Source organism: Trinickia sp. HAY1-2D, from assembly GCF_056754935.1.
In genome coordinates this window covers 1,064,951-1,080,492 of record NZ_JBPGWX010000001.1, presented here as the reverse complement: position 1 = coordinate 1,080,492, position 15,542 = coordinate 1,064,951, and the positions used below count along the sequence as shown (strand labels likewise).

At 62.1% G+C, this 15,542-nt stretch carries 14 protein-coding genes; 5 read left to right on the top strand and 9 right to left on the bottom strand.

Annotation, left to right across the window (positions count from 1 at the left end; translation table 11 throughout):
- The first annotated feature begins 307 nt into the window (after positions 1-307).
- Entirely contained in the window at positions 308-1,687 is a 1,380-nt protein-coding gene (locus ACR9ZC_RS04745) for an MFS transporter (protein ID WP_481579331.1), read from the top strand.
- A 178-nt stretch (positions 1,688-1,865) separates the two neighbouring features.
- On the opposite strand, the gene ACR9ZC_RS04740 is transcribed toward ACR9ZC_RS04745, so the two are convergent.
- Both ACR9ZC_RS04740 and ACR9ZC_RS04735 read right to left on the bottom strand, forming a co-directional pair.
- Positions 1,866-2,411 carry a hypothetical protein gene (locus ACR9ZC_RS04740; RefSeq protein ID WP_481579330.1) on the bottom strand — a complete coding sequence of 182 codons (546 nt, stop codon included), beginning with the start codon at positions 2,409-2,411 and terminating at the stop codon, positions 1,866-1,868.
- A 1,110-nt stretch (positions 2,412-3,521) separates the two neighbouring features.
- Positions 3,522-4,076 carry a hypothetical protein gene (locus ACR9ZC_RS04735; protein ID WP_481579329.1) on the bottom strand — a complete coding sequence of 185 codons (555 nt, stop codon included), beginning with the start codon at positions 4,074-4,076 and terminating at the stop codon, positions 3,522-3,524.
- A 365-nt stretch (positions 4,077-4,441) separates the two neighbouring features.
- On the opposite strand from ACR9ZC_RS04735, the gene ACR9ZC_RS04730 reads away from it, so the two are divergent.
- Positions 4,442-5,032, top strand: coding sequence for a peroxiredoxin (locus ACR9ZC_RS04730; RefSeq protein WP_481579328.1), 591 nt, complete (start codon positions 4,442-4,444; stop codon positions 5,030-5,032).
- Positions 5,033-5,398 (top strand): YunG family protein, encoded by a 366-nt coding sequence (locus ACR9ZC_RS04725; RefSeq protein WP_440562680.1) that lies wholly within the window; start codon positions 5,033-5,035, stop codon positions 5,396-5,398.
- Positions 5,399-5,436: 38 nt separating this feature from the next.
- On the opposite strand, the gene ACR9ZC_RS04720 is transcribed toward ACR9ZC_RS04725, so the two are convergent.
- A complete protein-coding gene (locus ACR9ZC_RS04720; protein ID WP_481579327.1) occupies positions 5,437-6,303 on the bottom strand; it encodes an NmrA family NAD(P)-binding protein in 867 nt (288 codons plus the stop codon).
- 222 nt (positions 6,304-6,525) lie between these two features.
- On the opposite strand from ACR9ZC_RS04720, the gene ACR9ZC_RS04715 reads away from it, so the two are divergent.
- Positions 6,526-7,461 carry a LysR family transcriptional regulator gene (locus tag ACR9ZC_RS04715; RefSeq protein WP_481579326.1) on the top strand — a complete coding sequence of 312 codons (936 nt, stop codon included), beginning with the start codon at positions 6,526-6,528 and terminating at the stop codon, positions 7,459-7,461.
- 108 nt (positions 7,462-7,569) lie between these two features.
- Positions 7,570-8,862: an NRAMP family divalent metal transporter gene (locus ACR9ZC_RS04710; RefSeq protein ID WP_481579325.1), complete on the top strand. Its 1,293-nt coding sequence runs from the start codon at positions 7,570-7,572 to the stop codon at positions 8,860-8,862.
- Between the two features lie 29 nt (positions 8,863-8,891).
- Here ACR9ZC_RS04710 and ACR9ZC_RS04705 read toward each other — a convergent pair whose 3' ends face one another.
- The 6 genes from ACR9ZC_RS04705 to ACR9ZC_RS04680 form a co-directional block, all read right to left on the bottom strand.
- Positions 8,892-9,077, bottom strand: a complete 186-nt coding sequence (locus tag ACR9ZC_RS04705) for a hypothetical protein (RefSeq protein WP_481579324.1) — start codon at positions 9,075-9,077, stop codon at positions 8,892-8,894.
- A 455-nt stretch (positions 9,078-9,532) separates the two neighbouring features.
- The gene (locus ACR9ZC_RS04700) at positions 9,533-10,036 is read right to left on the bottom strand and encodes a hypothetical protein (protein ID WP_481579323.1); all 504 of its coding nucleotides are present in this window, start codon (positions 10,034-10,036) and stop codon (positions 9,533-9,535) included.
- A 489-nt stretch (positions 10,037-10,525) separates the two neighbouring features.
- On the bottom strand, positions 10,526-12,232 hold the full coding sequence (locus tag ACR9ZC_RS04695) for a peptidoglycan D,D-transpeptidase FtsI family protein (protein WP_481579322.1): 1,707 nt from the start codon (positions 12,230-12,232) through the stop codon (positions 10,526-10,528).
- A 287-nt stretch (positions 12,233-12,519) separates the two neighbouring features.
- Positions 12,520-14,061, bottom strand: coding sequence for a methyl-accepting chemotaxis protein (locus tag ACR9ZC_RS04690; RefSeq protein WP_481579722.1), 1,542 nt, complete (start codon positions 14,059-14,061; stop codon positions 12,520-12,522).
- 226 nt (positions 14,062-14,287) lie between these two features.
- Positions 14,288-14,440: a hypothetical protein gene (locus tag ACR9ZC_RS04685; protein WP_173255593.1), complete on the bottom strand. Its 153-nt coding sequence runs from the start codon at positions 14,438-14,440 to the stop codon at positions 14,288-14,290.
- A 69-nt stretch (positions 14,441-14,509) separates the two neighbouring features.
- Positions 14,510-15,538 carry a LysR family transcriptional regulator gene (locus ACR9ZC_RS04680; protein WP_481579321.1) on the bottom strand — a complete coding sequence of 343 codons (1,029 nt, stop codon included), beginning with the start codon at positions 15,536-15,538 and terminating at the stop codon, positions 14,510-14,512.
- Positions 15,539-15,542 lie beyond the last annotated feature (4 nt).

Sequence of the window (15,542 nt, the reverse complement as noted above, 5' to 3'; positions counted from 1 at the left end):
CGACGTGAGCACCTTGTTTCAGCACCGACCGCTGCGAAGAGCGACGGCCCAGTCGTGCCGGCCGTTCGCCTTCGCTGTCGCCGACGCAGCGTCCCAGTCGTATTCAATGGCACGAAACTCGACAGTCCACTTCGATCCGATCCGGGTCACGATTGTCTTCTCCCGACACGACATTGAACGTACGCGCCAAGTGTCGTTTACGGCCGATTTGCAGACGTAAGCGTGAAAGCTCGACTCTCCCCCGTCCATAGACTCGACGCAGCGCCGCCCAATCGGTATGTACATGTCGTAATAAAAGGAGATACGTATGACTTCTTTAGAGAAGGGAGTTACTGTTCTGGCCGAAGCGCCTGGGGACGAGACATCCTCAGCGTTCAAACGACGCTTCATGATCCGGATGATCATTGTTCTGACCGGCGGTACGTTTCTGGATGGCTATATTCTCGGGATCGTCGGCCCGGTGTCCGGCAAGATGACCGCGGAGCTCGCCATATCGCCGGTCTGGGAGGGACTGATCGCAGCCGGCGCGTTGTTCGGGATCCTCATCGGTTCGCCGCTGGGCGGATGGGCTGGAGACAAGTTCGGCCGCAAACCACTGTTCCTGCTCGACATGGGCTTGTTCGTGATCGCATCGTTCATGCAGTTCTTCGTCGGCTCCATGCAGTTCTTCATCACGTCACCGCTGCAATTGTTGATGGTGCGACTGCTGATGGGTATCGCGATCGGTGCGGAATATTCCGTCGGTTGGCCGCTGCTGTCGGAATTCTCCCCGTCCCGTATCCGAGGGCGGCTGATGGGCTTGACCCTCATCGCCTGGTACGCCGGCTTCATGTTCGCCTTCGTCGTGGGTTATCTGCTCGATCGGTATACGCACCTCGGATGGCGGAACATCCTCGGCACCAGCACGTATATTGCGATAGCTTTGTTCCTTGGCCGGATCGGCATGCCCGAATCGCCGCGCTGGCTGTGGAGTAAGAGCCGTATCGAGCAGGCCCGTTCCGTCGCTCGCCGATATATGAACAGCGCGTCCGACATGGCCGACGTCGAACACGAGATCGTTCACTCGGGAGGAGGTTTCGGGATGCTCTTCTCCCGCCGGTATTGGCGAGTCACGCTGTTCGTGTCGATGTTCTTTTTTTGCGTCGTCACGCCGTACTTCGCGATCGCCACATTCGCCGACAGCGTGCTGCAGAAATTCGGCCTCGGCGGGGGGCTCGCCGGAGGGGTCGGGCTATCCGCAGTTGCGTTGGCCGGCAGTGTTGCCACGGTTCTGATGATCGACAAGGCGGGTCGTCGTGTTCTGACGGTACCGCCGCAGTGGATCATCACCGTGATCCTCGCGATTCTCGGCATATGGGCGAACGCGCCCGGGGCGGTCGTGCTCGGCCTGTTCCTCGCGTTCTCGTTCTTCAACGCGGGCTGCGGGACGCTGACTTGCATCTATCCTGGCGAGGTATTCCCGACTGAAATCCGCGGGATCGGGACGGGCTTTGCCGCCGCCTTCAGCCGGATCGGGGCCGGGCTCGGCACGTTCCTGATGCCCTGGTCGATGAACAATCTCGGGCCTTCGGTGACCATCCTGATCGCGGCCGGCATCGCGGCAGTCGGGGCCGGGGTGTCCCAATGGCTCGCCCCTGAGACTAAAGGCAAGAGTCTCAGCGAAACTGCGTCGGGGTTCTCGCACTAGCGCCGCGGGAGTTCCAGGCAACGCTCGATTCGGGCGTGCCTTGCAGCTGCCCGGATTGGCTTCCAACTCTGTGACAGTGGTGCTCATCGAATCGAAAAGGACGGGCACCGACAATCCCCTCCGGTAGCCGCCCTGATTTGCGTCTCGCATAAAGGGCGGCTCAAAACAATGCAGCCGATTACCTCGAGCCGCCACCGTGGCCGCCGCCACCGTGACCGCCGCCGTGGCCGCCTGCGCCAGCACCGGCACCGCCAGCACCTGCGCCAGCACCGCCAGCACCTGCGCCAGCACCGCCAGCACCTGCGCCAGCACCGGCACCGCCCGCACCGGCACCGCCCGCACCTGCACCGCCTGCACCCGCACCCGCACCCGCACCTGCACCGCCAGCACCCGCGCCCGTACCGCCAGCACCCGCGCCCGTACCGCCAGCACCCGCGCCCGTACCGCCGGCACCCGCGCCCGTACCGCCAGCGCCTGCGCCTGCGCCCATACCGCCGGCACCCGCGCCCGTACCGCCAGCGCCTGCGCCTGCGCCCGTACCGCCGGCACCCGCGCCCGTACCGCCAGCGCCTGCGCCTGCGCCCGTACCGCCAGCACCTGCACCCGTACCGCCAGCACCTGCACCCGTACCGCCAGCACCTGCGCCCGTACCGCCTGAACCTGCAGCCGTACCGCCTACGCCTGCACCGACTCCGCCTCGACCACCTGCGCCGGAACCGCCCATACCTGCACCCAAACCAACTGCGCCAGCACCCGGACCGCCTGCGCCAGCATCCGAGCCGCCTGTGCCCGAACCGCCCGCGTCGTCACCGCCTGCAAGCTGTTCGTGATCCAACTTCAGTAAAGGAGGATTCGGAGAAGGTGCGCTGGGTTGATCGAACGAAGCGGCAGGCACAGGTGGCTCGAACTCCGCACTGTCAATTGCAGTTCCCGGGCCAGGAGGTGGCGATGGTCTCGCGACACGATCGGACGAAGACGCTCGTTTTGTTGGCGGTATGGATTGAGTGACTCCGGGTGCATGCGGCGCGATTGCTCTCACATGCGGCGCCGAATGATGGCGATTCTGTGTCGCGGCATCGCTTGCTTGACTACGCCCTCGTGTAACCGACGGCGGCTCAGCGGAATCGGAAGAAGATTCGGGGCGTTGAGCGGACGGAGCGGAAGGCGTAGGGAGCGCCGCCTCAGCATTGGCAACCGCGGCTGCGCGAGCGGGAGGCGATGATCGTTGTGCGATTTGACCCGACCAAGCCGTATGTTGCGCTCGCGACGCGGCTCGGATGATCCCGAGCACTTGGTCACCGCCGTACACGACGAGACCCATGAGCCCGACAGCCAATGCGCTCGCCGACGCAACGTAAAGCGCAAGGCGTTTGACCCGCGCAGGCGGTGCGGCCTTGCTCGCTGCATCAGGGTTATCTGCACCCGAATGCGAACGCTCGGCTTGGCTGAACATTGCGACGGGTTTCGGATCGCTTAGTCTGATCCTTGCATTTACTACGTTCATATGCCGTCTCCTTGCGGAGTGCTCATCGGAATGAGCCGCGGGACCGCATCTGCGTAACCCCTGGCTCCGCCGCAGCGATGGAAGCGGTGTACGAGGTTTCCCATCCTAGGCCCTTGAGATGCGGAAACGCTCGCCATTTTGGTGGCCGATCTGGACGGGTGCCTCGAGTCGCCGACCGGCGTGCCCTTAGCGATGCTCCACAGTGGGCGACGACACGATGCAAGCCAGCATTGGCTGTGCCTGCCAGACCGAACCCGAATTGAATTGTGAGAGCGCGGACAGGGCACTCGCATGCACGATCCTGCAGCGCTGGTCATGCATCGCGTCGCTTCAACGTGCTGGGCGCCAAGTGTCGAACGCAACCGGCTTCGCATGATCCGCGTGCATCACGTCGGTTTTGTCCGGCGTGCCGTTGAGCGGATCGGACGATGTGACGATCTCGCTATCGAAGAGCCATGCGCGGTGCTGGGCGTCGTAGCGGAATGTGATGAAGTCGGTCCAGTGTGCGCCGCACGCGACGCCGTTTTGCACCGTAAAGTAGCGGCCCTTGGCTGCGAGCCCGTCGTCGCTGTCGAACGGATCGCATTGGCCGCCCTCGTTGGCGCGCAGCACAACCGTATCGTTGCGCGCGGAGAGCCGGTACCGATTGCTTGCTTGTTCCTCGAAGATCAGCAGTGGACGAGGCGATGGGCTGCTCACAGAGTCGTCGCGCCGGTGAGCAACGACGAGCAAGCTTCGCCGGCCGCCTTCGATCAGCGGCCCTGCACGGAAAAGCATCGGCTCGTAGCCCGTTGGCAACTGGGCAGCGATGCTTGCCGGCAGGCCGGCGGCGTGCAGCGTGGCGGAAAGAGCGAAGAGGGCGGCTGGCAGCAGAAAGCGTTTCATAGGGGGAGATAACCGGCGACGCAGCAACTGAAGGATGTCAGCATGCGCGCTCTGCGCTGTTCGAATGGTTAGATGGGGCTCATGGCGCTCAGCGGTGGTCGCGAGCGGACCTGATTTTAAGCACGAACGCCACATAATGCATTCGTTGACGAGTTCCGAGACTGAAGGCACACTCGTTACCCATGCAAGCCATCACATCCTTTGCAATTGCGACTCCCCATCATGCGCATGCCCACATGGGACTGCCGTCGGGGAAGTGCATAGGCTAGCAATTTTCAGCAATATGCGCGAAAAAGCCCCGCCGGCAACGACGGGGCTTTTTCGTTGTCGCCCCGTCAAGCGTCGGCTCAACTAGTGAGATGAACATGAAAGATCCGATGAACATCGATTGGTCAACGATGCCGGCACCTATAGACGACGGTGGAGCAAGTCACCTGAAGGGGCTGCGCATGCCCAGTATCCGGTTGAACTCGACGGATGGAGCCGCGGTCGACCTGAGTCGACTCGCAGGCCGCGCCGTTATTTACGCCTACCCCCGGAAAAAACGTCCGGACGAGCCGGTGCCCGATGGATGGTTGTCGATCCCCGGCGCCCCGGGATGTACACCGCAGTCGTGTGCCTTTCGCGATCACGCGGCGAACATGAAGGCAGCCGGCGCAACCTATATCTTTGGTCTCTCGACGCAACGTACGCCAGATCAAAGAGGGGCTGTCGAGCGTCTGCATCTGAGCTACCCACTACTGTCGGACGACCGTCTCTTGTTGACGAGGGCCCTTTCGCTGCCGACCTTCACCGCTATGGGCATGACACTGTTGAAGCGTTTGACGATGATCATTAACGACGGCGTGATCGAGCATGTTTTCTATCCGGTGTTTCCGCCTCATGGGAACGCGGCTGAAGTGCTCGCCTGGCTGGAGATGAACAACAAATTTTTTGCAATGAAAGAGGACAATTAAATGCCCGACGCATCGAAGACGTTTGCGACGCCCCTCGATCTGTATCGAGTCATCTCACGCGTGTGGTCGGCGGACACGTCAAGCCCGACCAATGCGTGGTCACCATCGAATCCCGCGCAGAATCATTGCAGCGTCACCGCGCTCGTCGTGCAGGACCATTTCGGTGGGGAGATTCTCACGACGCGTACCTCGGGCGGTACTCACTTCTACAATTTGATCGACGGGAAAAAGTGGGATCTCACGGTGAGCCAGTTCGCCGAACCGGTGCCGTACGACGATACTCCTTGCACTCGCGAAGCGGCGCTGGCGGATACCTCGCCGGAAAAATATGCGTTGCTAACGTCGAGGCTGAAGGACAACAGATAGAACGTCTATTGCGTTCCGGGCGTGACGCTGGCAAGCATTCAAACCGGACGTTCTACAAGCTCCCTCAGGACGCTCTCCAGCTCGACATGGCCGTGCATGATTTCGTCGGGACGGCCTTCGAAATCAATCCAGCCTTCATTGAATCCGTCCAGCATACGCATGCGTGATTGGGGATGCTTCATGCCCTGCGCGATGAACAGCGTTTCCCACGTCTGCCTTTCGACGACTTCCGCGCGTACCTTGCGGCCCAACACGCGGGCGAATGCCAAGGCCAGATCGTTGGGACTCGCCCGACGCGGGCCTTCGAGCTCGACGACGCGCACACCGCGCCACGTCTGCCGAAGCAGTTCGGCCGCAACGCGGCCCACGTCCGCCGTGGCGACCATCGGCACAGGCTTGTCGAGCGGCTGCAGGTAACTGGCGATGACGCCATGGTCACGTGCGGATGCAACATCCCATGCGGCGTTCTCCATGAACCAAGCTGGCCGCAGAAACGTCGCCGGCATCGGCATCTCGCGCAGTGCCTGCTCCATCAGCGTGCGTTGAGTGAGCAGATTGAGCTCATCAGCGTGCGCGCCGATCGTCGACAGGCAAACGACCTTTCCAGGTCGAGCCGTCAGAAGCGCGGCAGCCACAGCCTCGATCACCTTCCGCGCTTCAGGGAACCCAGGCTCCGGATCGAACTCCGGAGGCGGCAGAATGAAAACGCCCGTCGCGCCGTCGAATGCGGCGGCGAGCGATGAAGCGTCTTCCATGGAGGCCGTCGCAATCTCACAACCGCACTCCGCCCACGACGCTGCCCGCGTCGCGTCCCGCACAACGGCACGCACGGGCTGACCAACGGCCAGTAGCTCACGGGCCAGTGCGCCCCCGACGTTACCGGTGATTCCTGTTATTGCATACATTGCTCGTTCTCCATGGTGAGGGACCCGATGTCTCGGTGAGACGCATTCTGGTCGACCCCAGAACAAAACAAAATGACATGGATGACATCAGATAAGTGACAACGAGTCATGAATGAGGCATGCTCGACATAGATGACCAGCGCCGCTCTACGGTGCAGCGATGGCGCATTGCCCTTCGGTTGGTCGGTCGCGATCTGCCACCGGCCTTTAACTCGAGCACCCATGAGATCCATTAGCGAGAAGCTCTCCGGCAGCATCAGCGTGTTCGCCGCCGTAGTGGATGCGGGGACGTTTGCGGCCGCTTCGGAAGCAATAGGAATGACGCCACCGGGCGTCAGCCGGGCGATTGCGCGGCTGGAAAAAAGGCTGAATATCCGCCTTTTCAACCGAACGACGCGCTCCATTTCGCTGACGGAAGAGGGCCGCCGTTTTTACGAGCAGGTCATGCCCCATCTCGCCGGGCTGGAGGAAGCAGCCGCTGCGGCAGCGGGTGGCACCTCCGCTGTGCGTGGGAAGTTGAGAATCAATCTGGACCCCGTCGTTTACCGGACCATTCTTGGACAACGTCTGGATGCGTTTATGGACGCGCACCCCGAACTCGAAATCGAGCTCATCGCGCGAGACAATCTTGGCGACCTCGTCATGGATGGCTTCGATCTCGCCGTGCGATTCGGCGAACCCCGACCGTCTACCCTGATCGCCAGAAAACTGCTCGATACCGGCGTTGTTACGGTCGCGGCGCCTTCGTACGTCGCTTGCCGAGGACGGCCGGCAAAACCCGAGGACCTTGAAAGCCGCAGCCACAGATGCCTTGAGTTTCGCAACCCGGAGACAGGCAAGCCGTTCCCGTGGGAATTCCATCGACGGCGAAAACGCATCGCGGTCGACACCCGGGGACGCCTCACGGTCAACGATCCTGGCGCGCTGCTCAACGCATGCCTCGCCGGTTCCGGAATTGCGCAGATGTTGCTGCTCGGTGCGGAGCCCCTGATTGCCGACGGCCGACTGATCAATCTCTTTCCCGAATGGGCAGACGAGCGGTTTCCCTTGTACGTCTACTACCCATCGCGGCATCACGTACCGGCAAAGACCCGAGCTTTTGTCGACTTCATTGTCGAACTGATGGGCGATCGCGTCGCGCCGGGGCCTGGTTTGTAGATTGCTTGGACCTAGTGAGTTCCCGATTCCCGATGGAAAGCTCACCCATCGGGGCACCAGCGCCACGCATCGCTCGCTGCCGGATCACTGTTGCCTACAGAGGCGAACATGGACATCGACATCGACCAGTCGGACAAGCCGGATCCCGAAGTGACGTCGTGGCTGGAGAAGCTCGGCCCCGGGCTCGTGACCGGCGCCGCGGACGACGACCCGAGCGGCATTGCGACATATTCGCAGGCGGGAGCGCAGTTCGGCTTCAACATGCTGTGGATCGCCCTCATCACCTATCCGCTGATGGTGGCCATCCAAGTCATTAGCGCTCGCCTGGGACGGGTAAGTGGTCATGGCCTCGCAACCAATATCAGGCGGCACTATTCTGCATGGCTGCTCTATGGCTCGGTCCTTCTGCTCCTGGTCGCCAATACGATCAACATTGCCGCCGACCTAGGCGCGATGGGGGCGGCATTGAACCTCGTGGTCGGCGGTCCAACCCACGTGTACACCGTTGCACTGGGCGTATTGTCCGTCGTGCTGCAGGTCTTCGTGCCCTATCGCAGTTATGTTCGCGTCCTGAAGTGGCTCACGCTCGCTTTATTCGCTTACGTTGCCACGGTATTCGTCGTTCAAATCCCATGGCAGACGGTGGTGATTCGGACTCTGGCTCCCCAACTGTCATGGAAGCGCGATTACCTCACTACGATAGTCGCGGTGCTCGGTACGACTATCAGCCCGTACCTGTTCTTCTGGCAGGCTTCGCAGGAGGTGGAAGAGATGCGGAGCCAAGCGGGCCAGCGTGCGCTCAAGCATGCGCCGAGGCAGGGCCCGGCCAGCTTGCGTCGCATCCGGATGGACACCTGGATCGGGATGGGGGTTTCGAATATCGTCGCCTTTTTCATCATCCTGACGACTGCTGCCACTCTGCACGCACACGGCGTGACTGACATCCAGACGTCGGCGCAGGCCGCTGTCGCCCTCAAGCCCATCGCGGGCCGGTTCGCGTTCACCCTGTTCAGTCTGGGAATAGTCGGTACCGGCCTGCTGGCCCTTCCGGTACTCGCCGGATCGGCCGCTTATGCAATGGCGGGTACGTTCAAGTGGCGCAATAGCCTGGCCCTGAAACCCCGGTTGGCCAAACGCTTTTACGCCATCATCGTACTGTCGACCCTCATCGGTCTCGCTATGGGCTTTACACGGATCGATCCAGTCAAGGCGCTTTATTGGAGCGCTGTTATCAATGGCGTGGTGTCCGTGCCGATCATGGCACTGATCATGTTCATGGCGGTGAATCCGAAGGTCATGGGGAACTTCGTGATTCCGTTGCGTCTGCGCGTTACAGGCTGGATTGCAACGATCGCCATGGCAACGGCAGCGCTCGCCATGTTTTGGTTCATGGGCCGATAAAGACACAACGCCCGCTCACCGGAAAGCGGTCATTGACGCTGACCGACCGTGACCGGGACAATTTTTTCCAGTTGGTCCAGCAACAGCTCCTTTTGCTGCTCCGGCAGCTTGACCAGACTCGGATACATGTTGATCAATGCCAGCCGTTGCGCCGGCGACTTGGAGGGCAACAGCATGAGCAACCCCGCTTTCTCACGGTCGGAGAGCGATGACATGTGCGGTAGCGCGCTAAGTTGCACGAAACTGGGAGACTCTACCGACGGTACGGCAGCTTCGTCCTTCACGGCCGAAGGTGCCGATCTCTCTTCCCCTGGCGACGTGCTTTGCGCGGCGAGGGTGCTCGGTGTCGGGGTGGAATCCGCACCCCCTCCGCCACATCCCGTAAGCAGCAGACTGAACAACAGCATTGGACCTGCACGCAAAAAATGGCGCGGTACATGTGGGACATGCCACACGCCGCAATCAAGGTGAACATCTTGTCGCATGGCCACGCATCCGACGATCCAGAAAAAGCAGGCGCGGCACCGTACGAAATGACGGTGCCGCCACCGATTGCAGACGTGCCAGCGGATGCCGGCACGCCCATCCATCCCCGATGATTCAGGACGCTCTCGCGAGCGTCGCGTTGCCATGTATCAGTCCAAGTGCTGAAGCCTGAATGCCAAGTCGATCAAGGCCCGGTGAGACTGAAATAAGGCCCGCTGAAGCCCGCGAAGGTGATCGTATACACGTAATTCGCCAGGGTTGGGCCGGCTATCACCTGCTTAGTCCAGTTCCCGTTGGGGCAGGTGGCAGAGGCTTGTAAGTCCTGGGTGGTCGGTGCCGTCGCACCGAGCGGCGGCACTACCAGTTGCCCGTTCCTGGAAGCTGTCAGTTTTCCCGATGAAGTGGAATCCGTGGTCTGCGTCTTCACATCGACGACCTGGCCGCCATGGTTAGTGCACTGTACGGTGCCCGAGTAGGTCGCCGACAGAGTCGCTGTCGCATTAGTGTGGCCGACTCCCCCGATGGTGGCGCCGGTACAGCTGACGTCCTGGGTGGCCTGGTCCACGGTACATACCGGTTCGGCAGTTGCAAAATGCGCTCCGCTGGGCCCGTTGGCGGGATTCGTTTCGGCCCAAGCCGCAGGAGCGACCAGCAGGGCAGCCAACGTAATCAAAGCTAGGTTCTTCATATTTGTCTCCAAGACAATCATCGTCGTTTCTCGAGAAATGGCCGAGAAGCGTGGAGAATGGTGGTCCGGTTTTTTAATAATAATAAAAATCCGGTCGGCGATTTATAGGCGATATGACCGGAGAGGCGGCGCGACGAACTGGCGAAAATATTATTGGATTATTTAAATTCGAACGCGCAGATTAATTTAGTACGTTGCCCACTTATAGTTGGCGGGGCACGAGTGAAGTACTGCTGGATGTAAATGTTGACGCGCGGCGCAGTGAAGTGTTCTGAGGTGATGGTCTCCTAATTAGGATCGTCGAGCGCTGTTAAGCCGCTCGGTGTTAATATAGGTCAACTGCGTTATAGAAACTTACTTTTTTAATCGATTTTGATTTTTCCGATAACGGCGATGTTGTGGCGAGCATTGCTGTCTTTATTTATCTAGAATCAACGGTTCTTCCCGTCGTCCATTCGGTTCGTCCGAAAGGCGTTGTTGGTCGACCCGCTACGCATCGGGCGGCACCCCCAACAACTGCAACACCCCACCCGCAATCGACGCAAACACCGGCGCAGCCACCGCTCCGCCGTAATAGGCTCCGCCCGACGGCTCGTCGATCATGACCGCGACGACAACGCGCGGTGCGTGAATGGGCGCCAGCCCCACGAAGAGCGAACGATACTTGCCCTTCGCATACGAAGTCCCCATATGCTTCCACGCGGTGCCCGTCTTGCCGCCGACCCGATAGCCCTCGACCCCTGCGGTGCGTGCGGCAGCTTCGAGCATCTCGCGAATGGCCGCCGCGCTGGCCGATGTCGTCACGCGGCGTTTTTCCGCGGCGCCGGATGTGGCTCCCGTGCCGTCGCCCTCAGCGACGACCAGCCGCGCCGGCTGCAACATGCCATCGCCGGCAAATGCCGTATAGGCTTGGGCGATCTGTAATAGGGAAGTGGATAGACCATACCCGTAGCCCATCGTCGCCTGTTCGACAGGCCGCCAGCGCTGCCACGGCCGCAGCTTGCCCGCGGCCACCCCAGGAAAAGGCAGCGGCGGTTGGTAGCCGATGCCATAGTCGCGGTACATGGTCCATATCCGCTCGGCCGGCAGGTTCAGCGCGAGCTTCGCCAACGCGATGTTGCTCGACTTGGAAACCGCTTGCGCGACGGTGATGGTTCCATGATTCGACGTATCGTGAATCGTGTTCGGGCCAATCGTGTAATAACCGGGCCCGGTATGAACGAGCGTGTCCGGCTGCGCGAGCCCCGTATCCATCGCGAGCGCGACGACGAGCGGCTTCACAGTCGAGCCGGGCTCGAACGTATCGGTCAACGCGCGATTGCGCAGCGCGGAACCCGTGCGGTGCATCTGGCGGTTCGGATCGAAGCTCGGCGCGTTGGCCAGTGCGAGAATTTCGCCGCTTTGCGCATCGAGCACCACGGCGCTGCCGGCTTGCGCATTGTGCTTGCTCAGTGCGGCTTTCAGTTGGGTGTAGGCGAGCTGCTGAATGCGGCGATCGATAGTCAGGCGAACCGTACCGCCGTTGCGCGGTTGCACGGGTGTACCGAGTTCGGAAACGATGCGCCCGAGACGGTCGCGGATGACGTCGCGCGAGCCGGTTTCGCCGGCAAGCATGGCATCGGCCGCTAATTCGATGCCTTCCTGCCCTGCATCGTCGATATCCGTGAACCCGACGACGTGCGCGACGGATTCGCCCTCCGGGTAGAACCGCTTCGATGCGCTGACACGTGTAATGCCGGGGATGGCGAGTTCGTCGATTTCCTGGGCGGTTGTCGCGTCGACGTGGCGCTCGAGCAGCACGTAAGCGCGCTCCGTCGAAAGCCGGCGCTCGAGTTCAGCGGCAGCAATGCCGAGTGCCCGAGCCAGCTTTGCGCGATCGCGGCTGCCCATGCGCCGAGGCTCGGCCCAGATCTCGTAGGTCGTCAGGCTCACGGCGAGCAGGGCGCCATGACGATCGACGATCGGTCCGCGCATGCCCGGCGACTCGACCGTGATGCGATGACGCTTCTCGCCCTGAGCGACGTGGAATTCATGCTCGACGATCTGTACCCACAGCGCCCGCCCCGCGAGCGTGGCGAAGCCTGCCGTCAGCAGCGCGACGACCACAGACGAGCGCCATGCCGGCAGACGCGGGACGAGTACGGCGTTTCTCTCCATCGATACATAGGGGACGTGACGTTTGCGGAGCAGGGGCATCGGGGAAATGGCAGGCGATGAGCGAGACGGGGGAAACCGTCACAGACAAATACGGAGCGAGGCAGCACCAAGACATTGCCAGCTCCGCGACGCCCAGGCATTGTAGGCTAAATGTAATAAATTGGAGCGACGAGGGATGCACTCAGGCTGGCGCGGACGGCGAAGATGACGCCTTGCGCGAACGGGAAGGGGAGCGGGGAACGGAGGAGCCGAGCCTGCCAATGAAAAGGCCGCCGCGAATGCGGCGGCCACAGCTAAAACCAGCCAGGCAAGAAGCGAGCGCTGCCTCAGGCCGGCAGCGCAAATCCGGAGATGGCTTCGCGCAACACCGCGGCCTGATCTCTCAGCGACTGCGCGGCAGCGGCTGCCTCTTCGACGAGCGCCGCGTTTTGCTGGGTCACCTTATCCATTTCGCCCACCGCGCGATTGACCTGCTCGATGCCCGCGCTCTGCTCGCGCGACGCGTGGCTGATTTCCTCGAGAATTTCGTTGACGCGCCGCACGGACTGCACGATCTCGCTCATGGTCGAGCCGGCATTCGCGACGAGCGCCGCGCCTTGGTCGACCGTATTCGTCGACGATTCGATGAGCGCCTTGATCTCTTTCGCGGCCGTTGCCGAGCGCTGCGCGAGACTGCGCACTTCCGAGGCGACGACGGCGAAGCCGCGGCCTTGCTCGCCCGCTCGCGCGGCTTCGACCGCCGCATTGAGGGCGAGGATGTTGGTCTGGAAGGCAATGCCGTCGATGACGCCGATGATGTCGCCGATCTTTTGCGAGCTCGAGGTGATTTCGCTCATCGTCCGGACGACATCGTCGACGACGCTGCTGCCGCGGGTCGCGACATCGGCGGCCTGCTCCGCAAGGTTCGCGGCCTGCGCCGCGCTATCCGCGTTATGTTTCACGTTGGCCGTCATGTGGTCCATGCTCGACGCGGTCTGGACGAGTGCGGCGGCCTGTTGTTCGGTGCGCTGCGATAGATCGGTGTTGCCCGCCGCGATCTCGCTGGCGCCGACATTGATGTTTTCTGCGCCGCTACGCACGCGCGAGACGGCATCGGCCAGACCCTTCTGCATTTGCGCGAGTGCGGCCATGAGGCTTTCGTCGTCGTTGCCGCTGACGGGCACGCGAACCGTCAGATCGCCTTGCGCCATGCGCCGTGCCGTAGCGATCGCGATTTCGAGCTCGCCGCCGAGTTCGCGGCGCACGCTGCGCAAGACGACCACCATGGCGATGGTTGCCAGCGCGCCGAGCACGCCCGTGATCAGCGCCCATCGGATGATGGCGCCTTTGAAGGCGGCGTTGACGTCGTCCATGTACATCCCCGTCACGATGAACATGTCCCACGGCGCGAAGCGCAGCGAATACGACGTTTTCGGCACGGGCTCTTCGCTGCCCGGCTTCGACCAGAGATAGTTCGTAAAGCCGCCGCCTTCCTGGCTTCCGACTTTCACGATATCGAGGAACAGGTGATTGCCGGCCGGGTCGGTGAAGTTCGACAAGTCCTTGCCGATCAGTTGCGGCTTGATCGGATGCATCAGCATCACGGACTTCGAGTCGTTGATCGAGAAGTAGCCGTCCTGGCCGTAGCGCATGACTTTCAGCGTCTCCAGCGTTTGCTTCTTGGCCTCCTCTTCCGTCATCACGTGTTGCTGCGACAACTCGTAGTAATGCTTGGCGACACTCTCGCCTTGCTGGACGAGCGATTTCAGCTGGTCGCGTCGGTCCTGCAGCAGCGATTCGTGGTAGCGCCATACCCCCGCGATGGCGATCAGGATCAGTCCAACCCACAGCACGGCCACCATCGAGCCGAGCTTCTGATTCAAAGACATCTTGCGCATTGTATTTCCACCGGTCAGTCGAGTCGTTCACGGTGACGTGCCTGGGCCGCGCACGCCGTGCCTGACCGTCTTATCGGCACTTTTTTGGTGCAATTCAGGCGGGGAAACCCTGATGCGGAAAGCGCAATAGGTATGACGGATAGGGGCGCGAGAGTGCACCGACACTCATTCGTGTTCGCGCCCTCGTCGCGTTCCGAGCGAATGGGACGGCAATGCCTCAGACCGGATCTTTATCGGGCGGACCTTCCGGGCGTTGCGGTTCGTCGTTGTGATGGCCCGGGGGTGGCGGAACCAGCGGTTCGCCCTCCGGGTCGCGCGTCGGATCGGCGAGCGGATCGGGATTCGGTGTGGTGTGCATCCAGTAGCTCATGGGCGGTCCCGAGAAAGGAGGAAGTCGAACGAAAAACCGAAGGCATGAACGGCGTCGTCGCCTCCTCTTTTATAGGCTATTCGCGCGAAGCCTGCGTGCCGCATTGCCGGCTTGGCGCGCCTTGCTACGCCGACCGGCCTTCGAGACGATGCGGTCCCGGTCCCGGTCCCGCTCTTGCTCCGCTTCGGCTCCGATCGTCAGCATCGGCGGCACGCGCATCATCAGCAGATCGATGGCGACGCGCATGCGCGTGGGCAGATGGCGGGTGCGGCGCCACCCGAGATGCATTTCGACGCGCGGTCCGGGTGTATCGGTCAGCAGTTTGACGAGTTCGCCGGAACGCAATGCGTCCGCGATCAACCAGCACGGCAGCCGCGCAATGCCGGCGGCCGCCTTCGCGGCTTCGGCGATGGTCTCAAGATCGTCGAAGCGCAGCCGTTGCTTCATCGTGATCTCGCGCATCGTTCCGCCTTGGTCGGAAAGAGGCCATGGCGCTTCGCGGCGCCCGCTCGCGTAGACGACTGCATGATGATGCGCCAGATCGGCGACGCATCGCGGCGTGCCATGCCGCGCCAGGTATTCGGGGGCGGCAACGAGCACCATGGTCTGCTCGCCCAGCTTGCGCGCGACGAGGTCGGCCGGCGCATCGGAAAGCCGTCCGCTGCGCACGACGAGATCGACACCTTCGTCGACGAGATCGACGATGCGATCGGTAAAGCTTATTTGCAGTTCCAGGCGCGGATAGCGCGCTGCCATCTCGAGCAGCAGCGGCGCGACACATCGTCGCCCGAACAACACCGGCACGCCCACGTGCAGGCGCCCCTGCGGTTCATGCCGGGCGGCCGCGAGCGAAGTTTCGCCGGCTTCGAGTTCGGCAAGCGCACGCGCGCAGTGCGAGTAAAACGCCGCGCCATCTTCAGTGAGGCTCTGCGAGCGTGTGGTGCGCTGAAAGAGCCGCGTGCCGAGCCGTTCCTCGAGCCGCGCGATGCTCTTGCCGACCGCTGAGCGCGTCAGATTCAGCCGCTCGGCGGCGAGCGCGAAGCTGCCTGCCTCGACGGCATGCACGAATGGGGCGATACCCGCCAAACGATCGGTCATGGTG

Excerpts from the sequence above, each read along its gene's own strand:
- ACR9ZC_RS04690 (WP_481579722.1), bottom strand. The coding sequence starts at position 14,061 with ATGTCTTTGAATCAGAAGCTCGGCTCGATGGTGGCCGTGCTGTGGGTT.
- ACR9ZC_RS04705 (WP_481579324.1), bottom strand. The coding sequence starts at position 9,077 with ATGTCATCGCTCTCCGACCGTGAGAAAGCGGGGTTGCTCATGCTGTTG.
- ACR9ZC_RS04730 (WP_481579328.1), top strand. The coding sequence starts at position 4,442 with ATGAAAGATCCGATGAACATCGATTGGTCAACGATGCCGGCACCTATA.
- ACR9ZC_RS04725 (WP_440562680.1), top strand. The coding sequence starts at position 5,033 with ATGCCCGACGCATCGAAGACGTTTGCGACGCCCCTCGATCTGTATCGA.
- ACR9ZC_RS04710 (WP_481579325.1), top strand. The coding sequence starts at position 7,570 with ATGGACATCGACATCGACCAGTCGGACAAGCCGGATCCCGAAGTGACG.
- ACR9ZC_RS04720 (WP_481579327.1), bottom strand. The coding sequence starts at position 6,303 with ATGTATGCAATAACAGGAATCACCGGTAACGTCGGGGGCGCACTGGCC.
- ACR9ZC_RS04735 (WP_481579329.1), bottom strand. The coding sequence starts at position 4,076 with ATGAAACGCTTTCTGCTGCCAGCCGCCCTCTTCGCTCTTTCCGCCACG.
- ACR9ZC_RS04715 (WP_481579326.1), top strand. The coding sequence starts at position 6,526 with ATGAGATCCATTAGCGAGAAGCTCTCCGGCAGCATCAGCGTGTTCGCC.
- ACR9ZC_RS04685 (WP_173255593.1), bottom strand. The coding sequence starts at position 14,440 with ATGAGCTACTGGATGCACACCACACCGAATCCCGATCCGCTCGCCGAT.
- ACR9ZC_RS04740 (WP_481579330.1), bottom strand. The coding sequence starts at position 2,411 with ATGGGCGGTTCCGGCGCAGGTGGTCGAGGCGGAGTCGGTGCAGGCGTA.
- ACR9ZC_RS04745 (WP_481579331.1), top strand. The coding sequence starts at position 308 with ATGACTTCTTTAGAGAAGGGAGTTACTGTTCTGGCCGAAGCGCCTGGG.
- ACR9ZC_RS04680 (WP_481579321.1), bottom strand. The coding sequence starts at position 15,538 with ATGACCGATCGTTTGGCGGGTATCGCCCCATTCGTGCATGCCGTCGAG.
- ACR9ZC_RS04695 (WP_481579322.1), bottom strand. The coding sequence starts at position 12,232 with ATGCCCCTGCTCCGCAAACGTCACGTCCCCTATGTATCGATGGAGAGA.
- ACR9ZC_RS04700 (WP_481579323.1), bottom strand. The coding sequence starts at position 10,036 with ATGAAGAACCTAGCTTTGATTACGTTGGCTGCCCTGCTGGTCGCTCCT.